The sequence below is a fragment of the Dactylosporangium sp. NPDC005572 genome (assembly GCF_040605515.1).
Taxonomy (GTDB): domain Bacteria; phylum Actinomycetota; class Actinomycetes; order Mycobacteriales; family Micromonosporaceae; genus Dactylosporangium.
Window position 1 is genome coordinate 98000 of the sequence record NZ_JBEXCY010000011.1, and the last position, 20770, is coordinate 118769.

General features: G+C 71.5%; 18 protein-coding genes. 10 read left to right on the forward strand and 8 right to left on the reverse strand.

Translation table 11 applies throughout. The features are described from left to right. Positions 1-12: 12 nt before the first annotated feature. The gene (locus ABZS66_RS08805) at positions 13-1377 is read right to left on the reverse strand and encodes a phosphomannomutase/phosphoglucomutase (protein WP_354756522.1); all 1365 of its coding nucleotides are present in this window, start codon (positions 1375-1377) and stop codon (positions 13-15) included. A 124-nt stretch (positions 1378-1501) separates the two neighbouring features. Between ABZS66_RS08805 and ABZS66_RS08810 the strand changes: the two genes are divergently transcribed. After that, complete coding sequence (locus ABZS66_RS08810; RefSeq protein ID WP_354756523.1) at positions 1502-2467, forward strand: cation diffusion facilitator family transporter; 966 nt, start codon at positions 1502-1504, stop codon at positions 2465-2467. On the opposite strand, the gene ABZS66_RS08815 is transcribed toward ABZS66_RS08810, so the two are convergent. Then, complete coding sequence (locus ABZS66_RS08815; RefSeq protein WP_354756550.1) at positions 2468-3901, reverse strand: aldehyde dehydrogenase family protein; 1434 nt, start codon at positions 3899-3901, stop codon at positions 2468-2470. A gap of 98 nt (positions 3902-3999) precedes the next feature. Here ABZS66_RS08815 and ABZS66_RS08820 point away from each other — a divergent pair, with 98 nt between their 5' ends. The 5 genes from ABZS66_RS08820 to ABZS66_RS08840 are packed head-to-tail and all read left to right on the forward strand — an operon-like array spanning position 4000 to position 9995. Beyond that, positions 4000-5430, forward strand: coding sequence for a gamma-aminobutyraldehyde dehydrogenase (locus ABZS66_RS08820; RefSeq protein ID WP_354756524.1), 1431 nt, complete (start codon positions 4000-4002; stop codon positions 5428-5430). Continuing rightward, positions 5430-6755, forward strand: a complete 1326-nt coding sequence (gene gabT, locus ABZS66_RS08825; RefSeq protein ID WP_354756525.1) for a 4-aminobutyrate--2-oxoglutarate transaminase — start codon at positions 5430-5432, stop codon at positions 6753-6755. The genes ABZS66_RS08820 and gabT overlap by 1 nt, the downstream gene beginning before the upstream one ends. Positions 6756-6794: 39 nt before the next feature. Further along, positions 6795-8069 (forward strand): GAF domain-containing protein, encoded by a 1275-nt coding sequence (locus ABZS66_RS08830; RefSeq protein WP_354756526.1) that lies wholly within the window; start codon positions 6795-6797, stop codon positions 8067-8069. 55 nt (positions 8070-8124) lie between these two features. Next, complete coding sequence (adh, locus tag ABZS66_RS08835) at positions 8125-9627, forward strand: aldehyde dehydrogenase (protein ID WP_354756527.1); 1503 nt, start codon at positions 8125-8127, stop codon at positions 9625-9627. Continuing rightward, a complete protein-coding gene (locus tag ABZS66_RS08840; RefSeq protein WP_354756551.1) occupies positions 9624-9995 on the forward strand; it encodes a DUF779 domain-containing protein in 372 nt (123 codons plus the stop codon). Before adh ends, ABZS66_RS08840 begins: the two co-directional genes overlap by 4 nt. 403 nt (positions 9996-10398) lie before the next feature. On the opposite strand, the gene speB is transcribed toward ABZS66_RS08840, so the two are convergent. From speB to ABZS66_RS08870, 6 genes are read right to left on the reverse strand one after another with little or no spacing between them, the layout of a single operon-like run. After that, a complete protein-coding gene (gene speB / locus ABZS66_RS08845) occupies positions 10399-11433 on the reverse strand; it encodes an agmatinase (RefSeq protein WP_354756528.1) in 1035 nt (344 codons plus the stop codon). A 7-nt stretch (positions 11434-11440) separates the two neighbouring features. After that, positions 11441-12646 carry a saccharopine dehydrogenase C-terminal domain-containing protein gene (locus ABZS66_RS08850; RefSeq protein WP_354756529.1) on the reverse strand — a complete coding sequence of 402 codons (1206 nt, stop codon included), beginning with the start codon at positions 12644-12646 and terminating at the stop codon, positions 11441-11443. Between the two features lies 1 nt (position 12647). After that, complete coding sequence (locus ABZS66_RS08855; RefSeq protein WP_354756530.1) at positions 12648-13451, reverse strand: ABC transporter permease; 804 nt, start codon at positions 13449-13451, stop codon at positions 12648-12650. Beyond that, on the reverse strand, positions 13451-14353 hold the full coding sequence (locus tag ABZS66_RS08860; RefSeq protein WP_354756531.1) for an ABC transporter permease: 903 nt from the start codon (positions 14351-14353) through the stop codon (positions 13451-13453). The genes ABZS66_RS08855 and ABZS66_RS08860 overlap by 1 nt, the downstream gene beginning before the upstream one ends. Then, positions 14350-15492, reverse strand: coding sequence for an ABC transporter ATP-binding protein (locus tag ABZS66_RS08865; RefSeq protein WP_354756532.1), 1143 nt, complete (start codon positions 15490-15492; stop codon positions 14350-14352). Before ABZS66_RS08865 ends, ABZS66_RS08860 begins: the two co-directional genes overlap by 4 nt. 3 nt (positions 15493-15495) lie before the next feature. Next, entirely contained in the window at positions 15496-16734 is a 1239-nt protein-coding gene (locus tag ABZS66_RS08870) for a spermidine/putrescine ABC transporter substrate-binding protein (protein WP_354756533.1), read from the reverse strand. Positions 16735-16983: 249 nt separating this feature from the next. Between ABZS66_RS08870 and ABZS66_RS08875 the strand changes: the two genes are divergently transcribed. From ABZS66_RS08875 to ABZS66_RS08890, 4 genes are read left to right on the forward strand one after another with little or no spacing between them, the layout of a single operon-like run. Next, positions 16984-17484: an Lrp/AsnC family transcriptional regulator gene (locus ABZS66_RS08875; RefSeq protein ID WP_354756534.1), complete on the forward strand. Its 501-nt coding sequence runs from the start codon at positions 16984-16986 to the stop codon at positions 17482-17484. Next, positions 17481-18845 (forward strand): aspartate aminotransferase family protein, encoded by a 1365-nt coding sequence (locus ABZS66_RS08880; RefSeq protein WP_354756552.1) that lies wholly within the window; start codon positions 17481-17483, stop codon positions 18843-18845. Before ABZS66_RS08875 ends, ABZS66_RS08880 begins: the two co-directional genes overlap by 4 nt. Continuing rightward, entirely contained in the window at positions 18830-19426 is a 597-nt protein-coding gene (locus tag ABZS66_RS08885) for a pyridoxamine 5'-phosphate oxidase family protein (RefSeq protein WP_354756535.1), read from the forward strand. The genes ABZS66_RS08880 and ABZS66_RS08885 overlap by 16 nt, the downstream gene beginning before the upstream one ends. Beyond that, on the forward strand, positions 19423-20769 hold the full coding sequence (locus ABZS66_RS08890; RefSeq protein ID WP_354756536.1) for an FAD-binding oxidoreductase: 1347 nt from the start codon (positions 19423-19425) through the stop codon (positions 20767-20769). Before ABZS66_RS08885 ends, ABZS66_RS08890 begins: the two co-directional genes overlap by 4 nt. The last annotated feature ends 1 nt before the right edge of the window (position 20770 follow it).

A 20770-nucleotide genomic window follows, 5' to 3' on the forward strand; every position in this document is an offset into this window, starting at 1 on the left:
TTCGTGCGGGCGTCAGCGGCGGATCACACCCAGCATCTCATCGCGCAGGGCCGCCATCCGCTCGGCGGTCGGCGCCTCGACGTTGAGCCGCAGGAGCGGCTCGGTGTTCGACGGGCGCACGTTGGCCCAGCTGCCGTCGGGAAAGTCCAGCGTGATGCCGTCGAGGCGGTCGACGGGCACCGCGAACACGGCCTCGATCTCGGCCATCTTGGCGGTCTGGTCGGCGACCGTTGAGTTGATCTCCCCGGAGGCGGCGTAGCGCTCGTAGTCCTTGGCGAGCGCGGACAGCGGCGCGGCCTGCCCGCCGAGCATGGCGAGCGTGTGCATCGCGGCGAGCATGCCGGTGTCGGCGCCCCAGAAGTCGCGGAAGTAGTAGTGCGCCGAGTGCTCGCCGCCGAAGACGGCGCCGGTGCGGGCCATCTCGCCCTTGATGAACGAGTGGCCGACCCGGGTGCGCACGGGGACGCCGCCGTGCTCGGTGATGATCTCGGGCACGACCCGCGAGGTGATGAGGTTGTGGATGATCGTGGCCCCGGGCACTTTGGCCAGCTCGCGGACGGCGACCATCGCGGTGATCGTCGACGGCGCGACGGCCTCGCCGCGCTCGTCGACCACGAAGCAGCGGTCGGCGTCGCCGTCGAAGGCGAGGCCCAGGTCGGCGCCGGTCTCGCGGACCTTGGCCTGCAGGTCGACCAGGTTGGCCGGCTCCAGCGGGTTGGCCTCGTGGTTGGGGAACGAGCCGTCGAGCTCGAAGTACAGCGGGATGATCGTCAGCGGCAGCCCCTCGCCCAGCACCGCGGGCACCGTGTAGCCGCCCATGCCGTTGCCGGCGTCGACGACCACGGTCAGCGGGCGGATGCCGGTGAGGTCGACCAGCGTGCGCAGGTGCGCGGCGTAGGCGGTGAGCATGCCGCGCTGCTCGATTCCACCCTTCGGTTCGCCCGCGCGGTCACCCGCGTCGAGCAGCGCCTGGGCGCGCGAGCGGATGTCGGCCAGCCCGGTGTCCTGCCCGACGGGCTTGGCGCCCTGCTTGCAGAGTTTGATCCCGTTGTACTGCGCGGGATTGTGACTTGCCGTGAACATCGCGCCCGGCAGGTCCAGCGCACCCGACGCGTAGTAGAGGAGGTCGGTCGACCCCAGCCCCGCCTCCACGATGTCGGCGCCCTCGGCGCGCGCACCGGCGGCGAACGCGCCCGCCAGCGCCGGGCCGGACTCGCGCATGTCGTGCGCGGTGACGATCCGCTCGGCGAACTCGCCGCGGTCGCGCAGCGTGAGCACGAACGCGCGGCCGAGTGCCTCGGCCACCGGCTCGTTGAGCTGGTCGGGCACGGTGCCCCGCACGTCGTACGCCTTGACGATCCGGCTCAGGTCGATCACAGTCCCCTACCCATTGTCGTGGTCACTGTTCCTACTGGGAGCCTAGTGCCGTCACGTACCGCGCACGTGTCAGTCCGGAGTAGCGGTGGTGAGATCCCGTAACGCTTGTGGTGCAGGATGAATCATGGCCGAAATCCGGGCGATCGTCGCAGCGCTGGCCGCCAACCTCGGTATTGCGCTCAGCAAGTTCGTCGCCTTCGTGTTCACCGGGTCGTCCTCGCTGCTGGCCGAGGCGGTGCACTCGGTGGCGGACACCGCCAACCAGGTGCTGCTGCTCGTCGGCGGGCGCCGGGCCCGGCAGCGCGCCAGCCAGCTGCACCCGTTCGGCTACGCCCGCTTCCGGTACTTCTACGGCTTCCTCGTCACGCTGGTGATCTTCCTGGTCGGCGGCGTGTTCGCGCTGTTCGAGGGGTACGAGAAGCTGCACGACCCGACGCCGGTCGAGTCGCCGGTCTGGGCGTTCGCGGTGCTCGGGGTCTCGATCGTGCTGGAGAGCTTCTCGCTGCGCACCGCCGTCCACGAGGCCCAGCCGTCCCGGCGCGGGCTGCCGTGGCTGCGGTTCATCAGGACCACCCGCTCCCCCGAGCTGCCGGTCGTGCTGGCCGAGGACTTCGGCGCGCTGACCGGCCTCACGTTCGCCCTGGTAGGCATCACCCTCGCGGTCGTCACCGGCGACGGGCGCTGGGACGCGGCCGGGACGCTCGCGATCGGCGCGCTGCTCGTGGTCATCTCGATCACCCTGTCGCAGCGGATGCGCAGCCTGCTCATCGGCGAGTCGGCCGACAACGCCACACTGCACCGCATCGAGGCGGCGATCGAGCGGGAGCCGCTGGTCGAGCGCATGATCCACCTTCGGACCATGCACCTGGGCCCCGACCAGCTGCTCATCGCGGCCAAGGTGGCGGTGCGGGCCGACGAGCCGATGGGCCATGTGGCGCAGGCGATCAACCGGGCCGAGGCTCGGGTCCGGGAGGAGCTGAGCTACGAGTGCTTCATCTTCATCGAACCGGACGTGTTCGACCCGTCGCTCAGCGAGGCCGTCCGGCCGCCGGGTTCGGCGGCCGACGAGCCCCGTCCGGGGTGGGAGTAGCTACAGCTGCAGGCCCGTGAGCACCATCACCCGTTCCTCGGTGTAGTCGGCCATCGCGGAGGCCAGGCCCTCGCGGCCGACGCCGCTGGCCTTCGACCCGCCGTACGGCATCTGGTCGGCCCGGTAGCTCGGCACGTCGCCGACGATGACGCCGCCGACGTCGAGCACCCGGTGCGCCTCGAACGCCCGGTCGAGCCGGCGGGTGAAGACGCCGGCCTGGAGCCCGTACTGCGAGTCGTTGACGGCGGCGAAGCCCTCCTCGTCCGAGGCGATCCGCTCCAGGACGAGCACGGGGCCGAAGACCTCCTCGGCGACGACCTTCGTGGAGACGGGCGCGCCGGCCAGGACGGTGGGGGCGTAGGCGGCGCCGTCGCGCACCCCGCCCGTGAGCAGCTTCCCGCCGGCCGCGACAGCCTCGTTGACCCACGCCTCGACCCGCTCCGCGGCCGCCGCGCTGATGAGCGGGCCCACGTCGGTGGCGTCGTCGGACGGGTCGCCGGTGCGCTGCGCCTCGACGGCGGCGACCAGCTTGTCGGCCAGGGCGTCGTAGTGCCGCTCGTGGACGTACACCCGCTGGACGGCGATGCAGCTCTGCCCGGCCTGGTAGTTGGAGAAGGTGGCGATGCGGGTCGCGGCCCAGTCGAGATCGTCCCAGTCGGCGCAGACGACGACCGCCGCGTTGCCGCCGAGCTCCAGCGTGACGTGCTTGCGCGGCACCGCGTCGCGGATCTGCCAGCCGACCGGGCCGGAGCCGGTGAACGACACGACGGGCAGCCGCGGGTCGGCGACCAGCGCGGCGGCCCGGTCGTTGGGCACCGGCACGACCGACCACATGCCCTCGGGCAGGTCGGTCTCGGCCAGGATCTCGCCGAGCAGCAGCGCGCTCAGCGGCGTGGCCGGGGCCGGCTTGAGCACGATCGGCGCGCCGACCGCGAGCGCCGGCGCGACCTTGTGGGCGACCAGGTTGAGCGGGAAGTTGAACGGCGAGATGCCGAGCACCGGCCCGCGCGGGACCCGCTTCACGAACGCGATGCGGCCGGTCGCGGCGGGGTCGGTGTCGAGCCGCTGCACGCTGCCGGAGAAGCGGCGGGCCTCCTCGGCCGCCCAGCGGAACGTCGAGACCGCGCGGCCGACCTCGCCGCGCGACCACTTCATCGGCTTGCCGTTCTCGGCGGTGATCAGCCGGGCGACCTCCTCGGCGCGCTCCTTGAGCCGCCCGCTCACGTGGTCGAGGGCCGCGGCCCGGGCGCTCGCCGGCAGCGCGGCGGCCTCCGGGGCGACCGCGGCCGCCGCGGCGACGGCGGTCTCGACCTGGTCGGGGGTGGCATATGCGGTACCACCGACGACCCGCCCATCGTAGGGATGCCGGATGTCGACGACGTCGTCGCTGGTGGCCGGGCGACCGGCGATGTAGAACGGGGTCACGATCTCAATCCTATGCCCGTTTACGGCGCGGAAACAGTTGCTCAAGGGGTTGTGCACTGCGGATTCGATGGAAAGATGTGGCTGCCGGCACTCAAAGGAGTGGACACATGACCAAACAACTGCAGAACTTCGTCGACGGCGCCCAGGTGGATCCCGTTGACGGCCGTTATTCCGACCTGATCGACCCGGCGACCGGCGAGGTCTTCGCCTCCGCGCCGGTGTCCGGCGCCGAGGACGTCGACCGGGCCGTGAAGGCCGCCGCCAAGGCGTTCGAGACCTGGCGCGACGCGACGCCGTCGGAGCGCCAGCGCGCGCTGCTGAAGCTCGCCGACGCCATGGAGGACCGGGCCGCCGAGATCATCGACGCCGAGGTCCGCAACACCGGCAAGCCGCGGGCCCTGACCGCCAGCGACGAGCTCCCGCCGGCGATCGACCAGATCCGCTTCTTCGCGGGCGCCGCCCGGGTCCTCGAGGGCAAGTCCGCCGGCGAGTACATGAAGGGCCACACCAGCTACGTGCGCCGCGAGCCGATCGGCGTCTGCGCGCAGGTCACGCCGTGGAACTACCCGCTCATGATGGCGGTCTGGAAGATCGCCCCGGCGCTCGCCGCCGGCAACACCGTCGTGCTCAAGCCGTCGGACACGACCCCGGTCTCGACGCTGCTGCTGGCCGAGCTGGCCGCCGAGTTCCTGCCGCCGGGCGTGCTCAACGTCGTCACCGGCGACCGGGAGACGGGCCGGGCCCTGGTCAACCACCCGACGCCGCAGTTCGTCTCGATCACCGGCTCGGTCCGCGCCGGCCGCGAGGTGGCGGCCGCCGCCGCGCCGTCGCTCAAGCGCACCCACCTGGAGCTCGGCGGCAAGGCGCCGGTCGTGGTCTTCGACGACGCCGACCTCGCGGCGGCCGCCGAGGCGATCGCCGTCGCCGGGTACTTCAACGCCGGCCAGGACTGCACCGCGGCCACCCGCGTGCTCGCCGGCCCGGGCATCTACGCCGACTTCGTGGCCGCGCTCAGCGAGCAGGCCGCGGCGACGAAGACCGGCGCGCCGGACGACGAGGACATCCTCTTCGGCCCGCTCAACAACGCCAACCAGCTGGCCCGGGTCGGCGGCTTCATCGAGCGGCTCCCCGGCCACGCCTCGGTCGACGCCGGCGGCGCCCGGGTCGGCGACCGGGGCTACTTCTACTCGCCGACGGTCGTTTCCGGCCTGCGCCAGGACGACGAGATCATCCAGGACGAGGTGTTCGGCCCGGTCATCACCGTGCAGCGGTTCAGCGACGAGGACGAGGCGGTCCGCTGGGCCAACGGCGTCGAGTACGGGCTGGCGTCGTCGGTCTGGACCCGCGACCACGGCCGCGCGATGCGGATGACCCGGCGCCTCGACTTCGGCTGCGTATGGGTCAACACGCACATCCCGATCGTCGCCGAGATGCCCCACGGCGGCTTCAAGCAGTCGGGCTACGGCAAGGACCTGTCGATGTACGGGCTGGAGGACTACACCCGGGTGAAGCACGTCATGCACAATTTCGAGCTGTGATGTCGCTGTCCTCAGACCTGCACAAGCGCCGCACCGCCGCCGTCGCCCGCGGCGTGAGCAGCATGATCACGTCCTATGTGGATCACGCGGCGGGCGGCACGCTGTCCGACGTGGACGGTCGCGAGTGGATCGACCTGGCGGCCGGCATCGCCGTCACCAACGTCGGCAACTCGGCCCCGCGGGTCGTCGAGGCCGTGCGGCGCCAGGCCGAGCGGTTCACCCACACCTGCTTCATGATCGCGCCGTACGAGAGCTACGTCGCCGTCTGCGAGCAGTTGAACGCGCTCACCCCGGGCGCGTTCGAGAAGCGCTCGGCGCTGTTCAGCTCGGGCGCCGAGGCGGTCGAGAACGCGGTGAAGATCGCCCGGCACGCCACCGGGCGGCCGGCGGTCGTGGTGTTCGACCACGCCTACCACGGCCGGACCAACCTGACGATGGCCCTGACCGCGAAGTCGATGCCCTACAAGCACCGCTTCGGGCCGTTCGCCGGGGAGGTCTACCGGGTCCCGATGTCGTACCCGTTCCGCGACGGGCTGTCCGGCCCGGACGCGGCGGCCCTGGCGATCAACACCATCGAGAAGCAGGTCGGCGCCGACCAGGTGGCCGCCGTGCTCATCGAGCCCATCCAGGGCGAGGGCGGCTTCGTGGTGCCCGCGCCGGGCTTCCTGTCGTCGCTGGCCGCCTGGGCCCGCGGCGCGGGCGCGCTGTTCGTCGCCGACGAGATCCAGACGGGCTTCTGCCGTACCGGCGACTGGTTCGCCTCGACGTTCGAGGGCGTCGAGCCCGACCTGGTCACGACCGCGAAGGGCATCGCCGGCGGCCTCCCGCTGGCCGCGGTCACCGGCCGCGCCACGGTCATGGACGCGGTCCACCCGGGCGGCCTGGGCGGCACGTACGGCGGCAACCCGATCGCCTGCGCCGCCGCCCTGGCCTCGATCGAGACCATGCGGGAGCTGGACCTCAACGCCGCCGCCCGGCGGATCGAGTCGGTGATGCTCCCGCGCCTGCGGGACCTCGCCGGCAAGCACCCGTTCGTCGGCGACGTCCGCGGTCGCGGCGCCATGCTGGCCATGGAGATCGTGGTGCCCGGCTCGGCGACGCCCGGCACCCTGACCGCGGAGCGCGTCCACGGCCGGGGCGCCCCGCTGGGCGCCACCCCGGACCCGGCCCGGACGGCGGCGATCCAGAAGGCGGCCCACGAGGCGGGCCTGCTGCTGCTGACCTGCGGCACGTACTCCAACGTGATCCGCTTCCTCCCGCCGCTGGTCATGGACGACGAGACCCTGGGCCGGGCCCTCGACCGGCTGGAGTCCGCGCTCGGCTGACCCCTGGCGCTGGTGTGTGGCGCGGGCCACTATGGGTCCATGGCCGACCCGTGGCTCGCGCTGCGCACCGGTGCGGATCCGCTCGAGCGGATCCGCCTGAACGGGCGGGCGTGGGACGGTTTCCTCGCCGCCGGAGCCATCGGCGACCAGGTGCGCGGCGTCGTCGCCGACTCGTGGCGGCGCAGCGCCGCCGCCCGGCTCGACCCGTATGCGACGGCGCCGGTCGAGCTCACCGACGCCGAGCTCGAGGAGTACCGCGAGGCCCATCCCCTGCGCCGGACGCTCCCGCTGGTCCGCGACCTGCTCGGCGCGATCGCCGAGGACGGCGACCATCTCATGGCGATCTGCGACGAGCGGGGCCGCCTGCTGTGGGTCGAGGGGCACCCGGCCGTGCTGCGCCAGGCCGAGCGGATGAACTTCGTCCCCGGCGCGCGCTGGGACGAGTCCCACGCCGGCACCAATGCGCCCGGCACCGCGGTCGCGGTCGACCACGCGGTACAGATCTTCGCCACCGAGCACTTCAGCCGCCGGGTGCAGCGCTGGACCTGCTCGGCCGCCCCGATCCACGACCCGCACACCGGGCGGCTGCTCGGCGCGATCGACGTGACCGGCGGCGACCACCTGGCCAACCCGCACAGCCTGGCGCTGGTCCGGGCGACCGCCCGCGCCGCCGAGGCCCACCTCGCCACCGCCGCCCCGCCGGCGACCGTCACCTTCACCGGGCTGGGCCGCGACGAGGCGATGCTGACCGTCCACGGCCGGGCCCGCAAGCTCAGCCGGCGGCACAGCGAGCTGCTCGTCGTGCTGCTCCAGCACCCCGAGGGGTGCACCGGCGAGCGGCTCGGCCTCGACCTCTACGGCGACGAGCTGCTCAACCCGGTCACCCTGCGGGCCGAGCTGTCCCGTCTCCGCCGGCTGGTCGGCCCGGCCCTGCTCGACTCCCGCCCGTACCGGATCCGCGAGATCGTCTCCGCCGACTTCCAGGGCGTGCTCGACCGGCTCGCGCGGGGCGACGTCGGCGGCGCGCTCGCCGCCTACCGGGGGCCGCTGCTGCCCGCCTCGGAGGCGCCCGGCATCGTGCGGCTGCGCCGGCTCGTCGAGGGGCAGCTGCGGGCCGGGGTCCGGGCCGCCGGCGACCCGGCCCTGCTCACCGCCTGGACCGGGTCCAGCTGGGGCGGCGACGACCTGTGGATGTGGGAGGCGCTGGCCGCCGCCCTGCCGGCCGGCTCGCCGCGCCTGCCGCTGGTCCTCGACCGCATCGGGCAGCTGGCCGCCGAGTTCGGCGCAACGTCGTTGCAACCTCCCCGGCGTTAGCGTCCGCCCAGGCCGCCCGCCACCGCCGGCGGGCGCCGAACCTGGGAGGTCATCGATGACCCGATACGAAGCCCCCGACTTCGAGTCCCGCTACGACCATTGGATCGGCGGCGAATACGTCAAGCCCGCCCGCGGCCAGTACTTCGAGAACCCCACCCCCGTCACCGGGCAGACGTTCACCGAGATCGCCCGCGGCACCGCCGAGGACGTGGAGCTCGCCCTCGACGCCGCCCACGGCGCCGCCGACGCGTGGGGCCGCACCCCGGTCGCCGAGCGGGCCAACATCCTCAACAAGATCGCCGACCGGATCGAGGCGAACCTCGAGCGGCTGGCCGTCGTCGAGACCTGGGAGAACGGCAAGCCGGTCCGGGAGACCCTGGCCGCCGACCTGCCGCTCGCGGTCGACCACTTCCGGTACTTCGCCGGCGCCGTCCGGGCGCAGGAGGGCAGTATCGGCGAGCTCGACGACGACACCGTCGCCTACCACTTCCACGAGCCGCTCGGCGTCGTCGCGCAGATCATCCCGTGGAACTTCCCGCTGCTCATGGCCACCTGGAAGCTGGCACCGGCGCTCGCCGCCGGCAACGCGGTGGTGCTCAAGCCGGCCGAGCAGACGCCGGCCTCGATCCACGTCCTCATGGGCCTCATCGCCGACCTGCTGCCGCCGGGCGTGGTCAACATCGTCAACGGCTTCGGCGTCGAGGCCGGCAAACCCCTGGCCAGCAGCCCGCGGGTCGCGAAGGTCGCGTTCACCGGAGAGACCACGACCGGGCGGCTGATCATGCAGTACGCCAGCGAGAACATCAAGCCGGTGACGCTGGAGCTCGGCGGCAAGAGCCCGAACATCTTCTTCGACGACGTGAGCTCGGCCGACGACGCCTTCTACGACAAGGCGCTCGAAGGGTTCACCATGTTCGCCCTCAACCAGGGCGAGGTCTGTACCTGCCCGTCCCGCGCGCTCGTCCAGCAGGGCCACTACGCCACCTTCATGGACGCCGCCGTCGAGCGCGTGCGGGCCATCAAGCAGGGCCACCCGCTCGACACGGACACGATGATCGGCGCGCAGGCCTCCAACGACCAGCTGGAGAAGATCCTGTCGTACCTCGACATCGGCCGCCAGGAGGGCGCCAAGGTACGCATCGGCGGCGAGCGGGCCGACCTCGGCGGCGAGCTGTCGGGCGGCTACTACGTCCAGCCGACGGTCTTCGAGGGCGACAACGCGATGCGCATCTTCCAGGAGGAGATCTTCGGCCCGGTGGTGTCGGTGACCTCGTTCGCCGACGTCGCCGACGCGATCAAGATCGCCAACGACACGCTCTACGGCCTCGGCGCCGGCGTCTGGACCCGCGACGTCAACCTCGCCTACCGGGCGGGCCGGGCGATCCAGGCCGGCCGGGTGTGGACGAACTGCTACCACGCCTACCCGGCGCACGCCGCGTTCGGCGGGTACAAGCAGTCCGGCATCGGCCGGGAGAACCACAAGATGATGCTGGAGCACTACCAGCAGACGAAGAACCTGCTGGTCAGCTACTCCCCGAACAAGCTGGGCTTCTTCTGATGGAGCGGGTGGCGGTGACCCCAGCGGCGGCCGAGCTGATCCGGTCGCTGCGGGGCACCCACGGGCCGCTGATGTTCCACCAGTCGGGCGGCTGCTGCGACGGCAGCTCCCCGATGTGCTACCTGGAGGGCGAGTTCCGCACCGGGTCCTCCGACGTCCTGCTCGCGTCGCTGCGCGTCGACGGCGTCGACGAGCCGGTGACGTTCTGGATGTCCCGGTCGCAGTTCGAGCTGTGGCGGCACACCCACCTCACCGTCGACGTGGTCCCGGGCCGCGGCAGCGGCTTCTCCCTGGAGGCCCCGGAGGGCGTCCGCTTCCTGATCCGCTCCCGCCTGCTGACCCCGGAGGAGCTGACGGCCCTCGGGTAGCCCGCCGCGCCCCGTCGCGCCATACCGTCCCCCCAGCCCTCCCTCGTCGATCTTGGAGTTGTGGTCCGCGAATTGCCCGACATGGCCGTACATGGTCGGGACCACAACTCCAAGATCGCGGAGGAGACCACGCGGGGCGGCTCGGCGGAACCGATCGGCGCTGCCGGCCGCCTCCTGAGCGGCATTGCGGCAAGCCCAGCCGGCAAGCCCAGCCGGCAAGCCCAGCCGGCGACCACAGACACACCGGACCGCCGAACAGCATGATCTCGAAGAGTTGTTGCCACCACCGACCAGGACCGCGAAGACTTCTGGTACCCCTGGATACAACAAGTCTTCGGGATCATGGCCCAGCCTCCCGTGGCGCAGCCCCAAACCCGACCCCGGCGACAACTTCTCTACGTGATCACGGCCCGGGCGGCCCGGGCGGCGGCGGGGGCTGGCGGGCGTCGAGGAGGGGCTGGTGGGGGTCCCAGGCGTCGCCGCGGCGGCGTCTGGCCAGGGCGGACAGCGCCTCCAGGACGACGCGGTTGGCCAGGTAGGCCGTGATCTCGGCGTGGTCGTAGGGCGGGCTGACCTCGACCACGTCCACGCCGACGACCGGCAGCTCGTAACAGCACCGGCGGACCGCGTCCAGCAGCTGGCGGGACGTCAGGCCGCCCGGCTCCGGGGTACCGGTGCCGGGGGCCATCCCCGGGTCGACCACGTCCACGTCGACCGAGAGGAACACGCCGTCGCAGTCGTCGACCGCGATCTCGAACGCCTCGGTCAGGCACTCGTCCAGGCCGCGGGCCACGATCTCGGTCATCTCGTACGAGCGCATCCGCTGCTCGGCCATCCAGGACAGCGTCTGCGGGCCGGGCCAGTAGCCGCGCAGGCCGATCTGGAGGAAGCGGTCGCCGCGCACGGCGCCGGAGTCGATCAGGCGGCGCATCGGCTGGCCGTGGCCGATCAGCGAGCCGAACTCGGTGTCGCCCGTGTCGGCGTGCGCGTCGAAGTGGACCATCGACACGCGGCCGAAGCCGAGCTTGCGGGCCACGCCCGTGGCGTCGGGCCAGGCGATCGTGTGGTCGCCGCCGAGGACGACCGGGATCGCGCCGGCGGCTGCGACGGCGTGGACGGCGGCTTCGAGGGCGGCGACCGAGGCGGCCGCGTCGCCGGAGAACATCTCGACGTCGCCGGCGTCCACCACCCGCAGGTCCTGCAGCGCGTCGACGCGCAGGGCGAGGGACGGGCGAGAGCCGTCGTGCGGCAGGTAGCACGCCTGCCGGATGGCCTGCGGGCCGAAGCGGGTGCCCGGCCGGTGCGAGGTGCCGCCGTCGAAGGGGGCGCCGAGGATGACGACGTCCGCGTCCGCAAAGCTCCCGGAGTCGGACAGATCGCAGGGAGGCACGCCCAGGAACGTGATGTCGGGGCCGAACATCGGGCCGTAACGGGTCATGAACGGGTCATTTCTCCTGGATACCCCACGGCGAGCCGTACGCGGTGAGCAGGTCGAGGAACGGCTTCGCCGGCAGCGCCTCCGGGCCCAGCACCCCGCGGCCCGACCAGGTGCCGTCGGCGAGCAGCTCCAGCGCCACGACCGGGTTGATGGCGGTCTGCCAGACCACGGCCTGCGAGCCGTACTCGCGCATCGTCCAGGCGTTGTCGACGACGTGGTAGAGGTAGGTGGCGCGGGGGCGGCCGTCGCGGCCGAGGCCGGTGACGTAGGTGCCGGCGCAGGTCTTGCCGTGCATGCGGTCGCCGAGCGTCGCCGGGTCGGGCAGGCACGCGGCGACCACGTCCCGCGGCGAGACCTCGACGCCGCCGACGCGGACCTTCGCCGTGGCGTCCAGGCCGAGCTTGTGGATGGTCTTGAGGACCTCGATGAACTCGTTGCCCAGGCCGTACTTGAACGTCACCCGCCGGGCGTCGACCCAGCGCGGGATGAGCAGCACCTCCTCGTGCTCCACGTTCACGCACTCGACGGGCCCGATGCCGGCCGGGAAGTCGAAGATCTCCGGCTCCGAGAACGGGCGCGTGACGTACCAGCCGCGGTTCTTCTCGTAGACCACCGGCGGGTTCAGGCACTCCTCGATCGTGGTCCAGATGGAGAACGACGGAGCGAAGTCATACCCCTCGACGACCAGGTCGGAGCCGTCGCGGACGCCGACGTCGTGCACCTCGGCGAAGAGGTGGTCGGCGGCGTACCGCGCGAAGACGTCCGACAGCCCGGGCTCGACGCCCATGCCGCACAGCGCCAGCCGCCCGGCGCCGGCCCACGCGTCGGACGCGGCGAACTGCTCGTCGCCGAGCTTCACGCCGGTCAGCTCGTAGGGCCGGGTCGGGTGCGGCCGGGACAGCGACATCGCCATGTCGAGGTAGTGCGCCCCGGCGTCGAACGCGCCGTCGAATATGGGCATGACGAAGCGCGGGTCGACCGCGTTGAGCACGTGGGTGATCGTCAGCGACCGGCACAGCTCGGCGACCTCCGCCGCCGACGACGCGTCGAGCCGGGCGGCGATGAAGCGCGGGTCGTCCGTGGCGGCCACCGCCGCCTGGGCGCGCTCCAGCGAGTAGTCGGCGACCACGCAGTGTTCGAAGAACGCGCGGCGGGCGGCGATGCGCACGGCCGCGGTGCCGACGCCGCCGGCCCCGACGATGAGCAGTCGCATGTCAGGCCTTCCGGCGCAGTCGCGGCAGCTGTCCGACGAGGACGATCAGGAACGAGATGAGGAACATCGCCGTGCCGATCACGTTGATCTGCGGCGGGATGCCGCGCTGCGACGCGCCCCAGACGAACATCGGGAACGTCACGACGGTGCCGGAGTTGAAGTTCGTGACGATGAAGTCGTCGAACGACAGCGAGAACGACAGCAGCGCCGCCGCCACGATGCCCGGCATGACCAGCGGCAGCGTGATCCGCAGGAACGTCTGCGTCTCGTTGGCGTAGAGGTCCATCGCCGCCTCCTGCAGCCGCGGGTCGAGCCCGGACAGGCGGGCCTTCACCGTGACGACCACGAAGGACAGGCAGAACATGACGTGCGCGATGACGATCGTCCAGAAGCCGAGCTGCACGCCCGACGCGACGAACAGCGCCAGCAGCGACGAGCCCATCACGATCTCGGGCGTCGCCATCGGCAGGAAGATGAGGGTGTTGGTGGCGGCCCGGCCGCGGAAGCGGTGCCGGGCCAGCGCGAACGACATCAGCGTGCCGAGCACGGTCGCGACCAGGGTGGAGATGAGCGCGATCGCGATGCTCGTCCAGAAGGCGTCGCCGATGCCGGCGGTACCGAACGGGTTCGCCCAGTGGTCCCAGGTGAACTTGTAGTTCTGCAGCGTGTAGGGCGCGTTGCGGCCGGCGTCCCGGAACGACATGGCGGCGACCACGGCGATCGGCACGAAGAGGTACAGGAGCACGAGCAGGCCGATCGCCATCACCCAGTGGTCGGCGACGAGGCGGCGGAGGCGGTGGACCATCACAGCACCTCGTCGGTTCCGGCGCGGCGGACGTAGACGAAGACCAGCACGAGGATCGCCGCCATGAGGGTGAACGAGAGCGCGGCGGCGGCGGGGTAGTCGCCGACACGCAGGAACTTCGACTGGATGACGTTGCCGATCATGTACTGCCGGTTCGTCCCGAGCAGCTGCGCGTTGATGTAGTCGCCGGCGGCGGGGATGAACGTCAGCAGCGTGCCGGCCACGACGCCGGGCATGGACAGCGGCAGGATCACGCGGGTGAAGCGGGCCACCGGCCGGGCGTAGAGGTCGCCGGCCGCCTCGACCAGGCGCGGGTCGAGCTTCTCCAGGCTGGCGTACAGCGGGAGCACCATGAACGGCAGGAAGTTGTAGACCAGGCCGGCGATCACGGCGGGGGTGGTCGCCAGCAGCCGCCCGTCGGGCAGCGGCACGTGCAGCCAGTTCAGCGTCGACACGACCCAGCCGCCGTCGGAGAGGATCACCTTCCAGGCCAGCGTGCGGATCAGGAAGCTGGTGAAGAACGGCGCGATGACGCAGATGAGCAGCACGTTCTTCCACCGGCCGCCCTTGACCGCGATCGCGTAGGCGAGCGGGTAGCCGACCAGCAGGGAGATGGCGGTGGTGAGCGCGGCGTAGCCGATGGAGCGCCCGAAGTGCGGCAGGTACTCCTGGACGGCGTCGGAGTAGTTGGCGAAGTGCCAGGTCATCACGTAGCCGTTCTCCAGCGACCCCTCGGGGTCGTAGAGGCTGGTCGCGAAGAGCTGGATCGCCGGTACCGCGAAGAACACGATGAGCCAGAGGCCGCCGGGCAGCAGCAGCAGGTAGGGCAGCCAGCTCTTGCGCGGCTTGTGCAGCTCCGGCGCCGGCCCCGTCCCCGCGCCCAGTTGCCCGAGCGCGCTCATGCCGGTACTTCTTCGGCATCCACGACCGGAGCGTGCGTCTCGCCCGCCGGGCGGCTGAGCAGGAACGCGTGCTCGGGCCGCCAGGACACCGTCACCTCGCTGGCCACGGCGAGCGGCGCCGAGACGCCCTGGTTCGGCACGAAGACGGTGAACTCGTCGCCCCACTCGGCGCGGACCAGGTACTGCGTGCTGACGCCCATGTACGACGAGTCGGTCACGATCCCCCGCACGCCCTGGTGGCCGGCCGGCAGCTCGGTGCCGACGTGCAGCTTCTCCGGCCGCACGCCGAGCCAGACCGTGCCGTCGGCGGCCCGGGCCCGCGCGGCGGGCACCGAGTAGCGGCCGCCGTACGCCTCGACGAGCACGTCGTCGCCGTTGCGGCCGCTGACGGTACCGGCGAGCAGGTTCGACTGGCCGAGGAAGTTCGCCACGAACGCGGTACCGGGGAAGTCGTACATCTCCACGGGCGAGCCGAGCTGCTCGATCTTCCCCGCGTTCATCACCGCGACCGTGTCGGCCATCGTCATGGCCTCCTCCTGGTCGTGGGTGACGTGGACGAACGTGATCCCGACCTCGGTCTGGATCCGCTTGAGCTCCACCTGCATCTGCCGGCGCAGCTTGAGGTCGAGCGCGCCGAGCGGCTCGTCGAGCAGCAGCACCTGCGGGTGGTTGATGAGCGCCCGGGCCAGCGCGACGCGCTGCTGCTGGCCGCCGGAGAGCTGGGCCGGCCGCCGCTTGCCGAAGCCGTCCATCTCGACCAGGTGGAGCATGCGCTCCACCTGGTCGGCGTACTGCTTCACGCCGCGCCGGCGCAGGCCGAACGAGACGTTGTCCGCGATGGAGAGGTGCGGGAACAGCGCATAGGACTGGAACACCGTGTTCACCGGCCGCTTGTAGGGCCGCAACCGGGTCACGTCCTGGTCGCCGAGCATCACCCGGCCAGCCGTCGGCTCCTCGAGGCCGGCGATCATCCGCAACGTGGTCGTCTTGCCGCACCCGGACGCGCCGAGGAGCGCGAAGAACGACCCCCGGGGCACCGTCAGGGTGAGGTCGTCGACCGCCGTGAAGGCCCCGAACCGCTTGGTCACGCCGACCAGGTTGAGGTCGGCGCCGCTGGCACCACTGTGCTGCTCGGCCATGTATCAGGCTCCCGAAACAGACTCGAACTTCTCGGCGTACTTCTTGTCCTCGGCCTCGGTCAGCGCCTTGAAGGAGTGGACCTTCTTCAGCGTGTCCGCGTCGGGGAAGATGAGCGGGTTGTCGGCCAGCTCCGGGTCGACCTGCTGCATCGCCTCCTGCGCACCCTGCACCGGGCAGATGTAGTTGACGGACGCGGCGACCTGGGCGGCGACCTTCGGGTCGTAGTAGTAGTCGATGAGCTGCTCGACGTTGGCCTTGTGGGTCGCCGTGGACGGGATCAGGATGTTGTCCGACCAGAGCATCAGGCCCTCGTCGGGCGTGACGAACTTGATGTTCTCGTCCTCGGCGGCCAGCTGGATGACGTCGCCGGACCAGGCCACACACGCGGCGAGGTCGCCCTTGGCGAGGTCCTCCTTGTAGTCGTTGCCGGTGAACTTGCGGATCTGGCCGGAGTCGACGGCCTTCTTGAGCTTCTCGATCGCCGCGTCGAAGTCGGCGTCGGTGACATTGGCCGGGTCCTTGCCCATCGACAGCAGCACCAGGCCGACGGTGTCGCGCATCTCGGTGAGCACGGCGACCTTGCCCTTGAGGTCGGGGCGGGTCAGCAGCTCGTCGAGCGTGCGGATCTCCTTGGTCACCTTGCCGTTGTAGGCCAGGCCGGTGAGGCCGGACTGCCACGGCGCCGCGTGGTTCATGTCCTTGTCCCACGGCCGGTTGCGCAGCGAGGCGAGGACGTTCTTGCCGAAGTTGGGGGTCTTGGCCGGGTCGAACGCCTGCGTCCAGCCGAGGCCGACGACGCGCGAGGCCATCCAGTCGGTGAGCACCATGACGTCGCGGTCGATCGACTGGCAGGCCTGCAGCTGGTTGCGGACCTTGCCGAAGAACTCGTTGTTGTCGTTGACGTCCTCGGTGTACGTCACGGCGATGCCGGTCTTCGCGGTGAAGGCGTCGATCGACGGGCGCTTCTTCTCGTCGTTCTCGTCGACGTCGATGTAGAGCGGCCAGTTGGACCAGTTGAGCTTCTTCTCGGTCGCCGAGACGTCCGTCCCGACGCACGACGGGCTGCTGCTCGCGTCGGGCTTCTTCGCGGGTGCGGTACCGCAGGCCGCGAGCGCACCACCGGCCGCCATGAACGCCCCGCCGGCCAGGAAGCCACGCATCAGCGTGCGGCGCGAGAGTCCGGTGGCATTCAGGATCGCGGCCGCTTCAGGGGAGAGCGGCGGGCGAGAGGGGTTTCGCACGGGGGGCTCCTATGGATCTCGATGCCGGTGCACACTTCTGGGGGGCGGTGAACCGACGACTGATCCTGACACGCGGTGCCATCGCTCACAAGGGATTCCGTCGTCACGATCGGGTCGCACAACGAAAAGCGCTACCTGGTCAAGCCGAGGTTACGGCTGTCACCTCGCCGAAACCGGGGCCGCCAGTCTGGCACGGAAAACCGACCTTCAGTACCCCAAACGATTCCGCAGATCTGCCGTTGACCAGCCATGGAATTAGTTGCCAACCCCTGGGTCTTGGGCAAGAATCCACATGTGACCGACCCAGTCCTCGACGACGTCAACAAGCGCATCATCGAGCAGTTGCAGCGTGACGGCCGGATGTCGTACGCGGCGCTGGCCAAGGTCGTCGGCCTCTCCGAGGCGGCGGTCCGCCAGCGCGTGCAGCGGCTGCTCGACACCGGTGTCATGCAGATCGTGGCGGTCACCGATCCCCTGACGCTGGGCTTCGCGCGGCAGGTGATGGTCGGGATCAAGGTCGAGGGTGATCTGCGGCCGGTCGCGAAGTCCCTCGCGGCGGTGCCCGAGATCGACTACGTGGTGATCTGCGCCGGAGGCTACGACCTGCTCGCCGAGATGGTGTGCACTGACGACGAACACCTGCTCGACCTACTCAACGACACGATCCGGAGCATCCCTGGCGTGACGGCCACGGAGACCTTCGTCTATCTCAAGCTCGCCAAGCAGACCTATGCGTGGGGGACCCGATGAACGACCAGCAGCTCGACGACGCTGCTCGCGACCACCTCTGGATGCACTTCACCCGCCTGTCGGCGTACCGGGACGCCCCGGTGCCGGTCATCGTGCGGGGCGACGGGCCCTACATCTACGACAGCAACGGCAAGCGGTACCTCGACGGGCTGGCCGGCCTGTTCGTGGTGCAGACCGGCCACGGCCGGCACGAGCTCGCCGACGCCGCGGCCAAGCAGGCCTCCGAGCTCGCCTACTTCCCGCTCTGGTCGTACGCGCACCCGAAGGCCATCGAACTGGCCGACCGGCTGGCCGACCTCACCCCGGGTGACCTCAACCGGGTCTTCTTCACCACCGGCGGCTCGGAGGCGGTGGAGAGCGCGTGGAAGCTCGCCCGCTCGTACTTCAAGCGCACCGGCAAGCCGATGAAGACCAAGGTGCTGTCCCGCTCCATCGCCTACCACGGCACGTCGATGGGCGCCCTGTCGATCACCGGCATCCCGGTGCTGAAGCAGGACTTCGAGCCGCTCGTCCCCGGCGCGTTCCGGGTGCCGAACACCAACTACTACCGGCGCCCCGACGAGTCGATGACGCCGGAGCAGTTCGGTGTCTGGGCCGCCGACCGCATCGCCGAGGCCATCGAGTTCGAGGGCCCGGACACGGTCGCCGCCGTCTACCTGGAGCCGGTGCAGAACGCGGGCGGCTGCTTCCCGCCCCCGCCCGGGTACTTCCAGCGGGTCCGCGAGATCTGCGACCGGTACGACGTGCTGCTCGTCTCCGACGAGGTGATCTGCGCGTTCGGCCGGCTCGGCGAGTACTTCGGGGCCAGGCGCTACGAGTACCAGCCGGACATCATCACCGTCGCCAAGGGACTCACGTCGGGCTACGTGCCGCTCGGCGCGATGCTCGCGTCGGAGAAGCTCGCCGAGCCGTTCCTCACCGGCACGAACTGGTTCGCGCACGGCATCACCTACGGCGGCCACCCGGTCGGCTCCGCGGTGGCGCTGGCCAACCTCGACATCTTCGAGCGTGAAGGCCTCAACGAGCACGTGCGCACGAACTCCCCCCTCTTCCGCTCGTACCTCGAGCGCCTGTACGACCTGCCGATCGTCGGCGACGTGCGGGGCGACGGCTACTTCTTCGGCATCGAGCTGGTGAAGGACAAGGCGACCAAGGAGACGTTCAACGACGTCGAGTCCGAGGCGCTGCTGCGCGGCTTCCTGTCGAAGGCGCTGTTCGACGCCGGCCTCTACTGCCGGGCCGACGACCGGGGCGACCCGGTGATCCAGCTGGCCCCGCCGCTGATCTGCGACGAGACCCAGTTCGCCGAGATCGAGCAGATCCTGCGCGCGGTGCTGACCGAGGCATGGGCACGCCTGTAGCCGGCGCCGCCGACCGGACGCGGGTCCGCCGGCTGCCCGAGCTGGCGGTCACCGACCCCGCCGTGCTGCGGGCGGTGCTCGACGCCGGCGTCGCCGGGCACGTGGCGTTCGTCCACGATGGACAGCCGTACGCGATCCCGGTCGCGTACGGCCGCTCCGGCGACGCCGTGCTGTTCCACGGCTCCACCGGCAGCCGGCTGTTCCGCACCCTCGCGGCCGGCGTGCCGTGCTGCTTCACGGTGACACACCTCGACGGCCTGGTCCTGGCCCGCAGCGCCTTCGAGACGTCGATGCACTACCGGTCGGCGATGGTGCTCGGCCGGTGTTCGGTCGTTGCGGACAAGGTGCCGGCGCTGCGGGCGATCAGCGAGCACATCGTCCCCGGGCGGTGGGACGTGGTACGCCCGCCGTCCACCAAGGAGCTGGCGGCGACGCTCGTGCTGTCCCTGCCGCTGGACGAGTGGTCGGTCAAGGTCAACGCCGGGCCGCCCGACTCGTCCCCGGAGGACGACGGCTGGGACCCGCCGATCGGGATCGTGCCGGTGCAGCTGGTGCGCGGGGAGCTGGCGGAGGGCGTATGAACTTCTGGATGTCGGTGCTGCCGGAGGTCGAGCCGCGGGCGGCGCTGCCCGGGTCGTGCGAGGCCGACGTGGCGATCGTCGGCGCCGGGTACACCGGGCTGTGGACCGCCTACTACCTGGCCCGCGCGGACCCGTCGCTGCGGGTCGTGGTGCTGGAGGCGGAGACCGCCGGGTTCGGCGCCAGCGGCCGCAACGGCGGCTGGTGCTCGGCGCTGTTCCCGAAGTCGGTCGCGGCCCTGGCCCGGGCCTACGGCCGGGACGCCGCGCTCGCCCTCAACGCCGCGATGGAGTCCACAGTGGACGAAGTCGGGCGGGTCGCCGCCGAGGAGGGCATCGACTGCGACTACGCCAAGGGCGGCACGGTCGTGCTGGCGCGCAACGCGGTCCAGCTGGAGCGCGCCCGGCACGAGGTCGCCGAGGCCGCGGAGTTCGGCATCCGGCTCGACCTGCTCTCCGCGGCCGAGGCGAGCGGGCGGGTCGGCGCGGCCGGCGTGCTCGGCGGGACGTATACGCCGCACTGCGCGGCGATCCAGCCGGCCAGGCTGGTGCGCGGCCTCGCCGCCGCCTGCGAGCGGCGCGGGGTGCACATCTACGAGCGGACGCCGGCGACGGCCGTCGCGTCCGGCCGGGTGGAGACGCCGCACGGGACGGTTCGGGCACCGATCGTGGTGCGGGCGACCGAGGGGTTCACGCCCCGGCTGCCGGGGCTGCGCCGGGCGATCGCGCCGGTGTACTCGCTCATGGTCGCCACCGAGCCGCTGCCGGCCGCGTTCTGGGCGACGGCCGGCCTGGCCGCCCGTGAGACGTTCTCGGACCACCGCCACCTCATCATCTACGGCCAGCGGACGGCCGACGACCGGCTCGCGTTCGGCGGCCGGGGCGCGCCGTACCACTTCGGCTCGGCGATCGAGCCGGCGTTCGACCGGGAGCCGCGGGTCTTCGCCGAGCTGCACCGGGTGCTGCTCGAGCTGTTCCCGGCGCTGGGGGACGCGCGGATCACGCACACCTGGGGCGGGCCGCTCGGCATCGCCCGGGACTGGATGGCGTCCGTGGGTCTGGACGCGCCGACCGGGCTGGCCTGGGCCGGCGGCTACGTCGGCGACGGGGTCGGCACGTCGAACCTGGCCGGGCGGACCCTGGCCGACCTGATCCGCGGGGTGCCGTCGGAGCTGACGGCGCTGCCGTGGGTCGGGCACCGCTCGCCGCGCTGGGAGCCGGAGCCGCTGCGCTGGCTGGGCGTGAACGCGAGCCTGCGGATGATGACGAGCGCCGACGCGGCCGAGACCCGCTCGGGCCGCCCGTCGCGCCGCGCCGCGCTGATGGCCCGGCTCCTGGGGGCCTAGG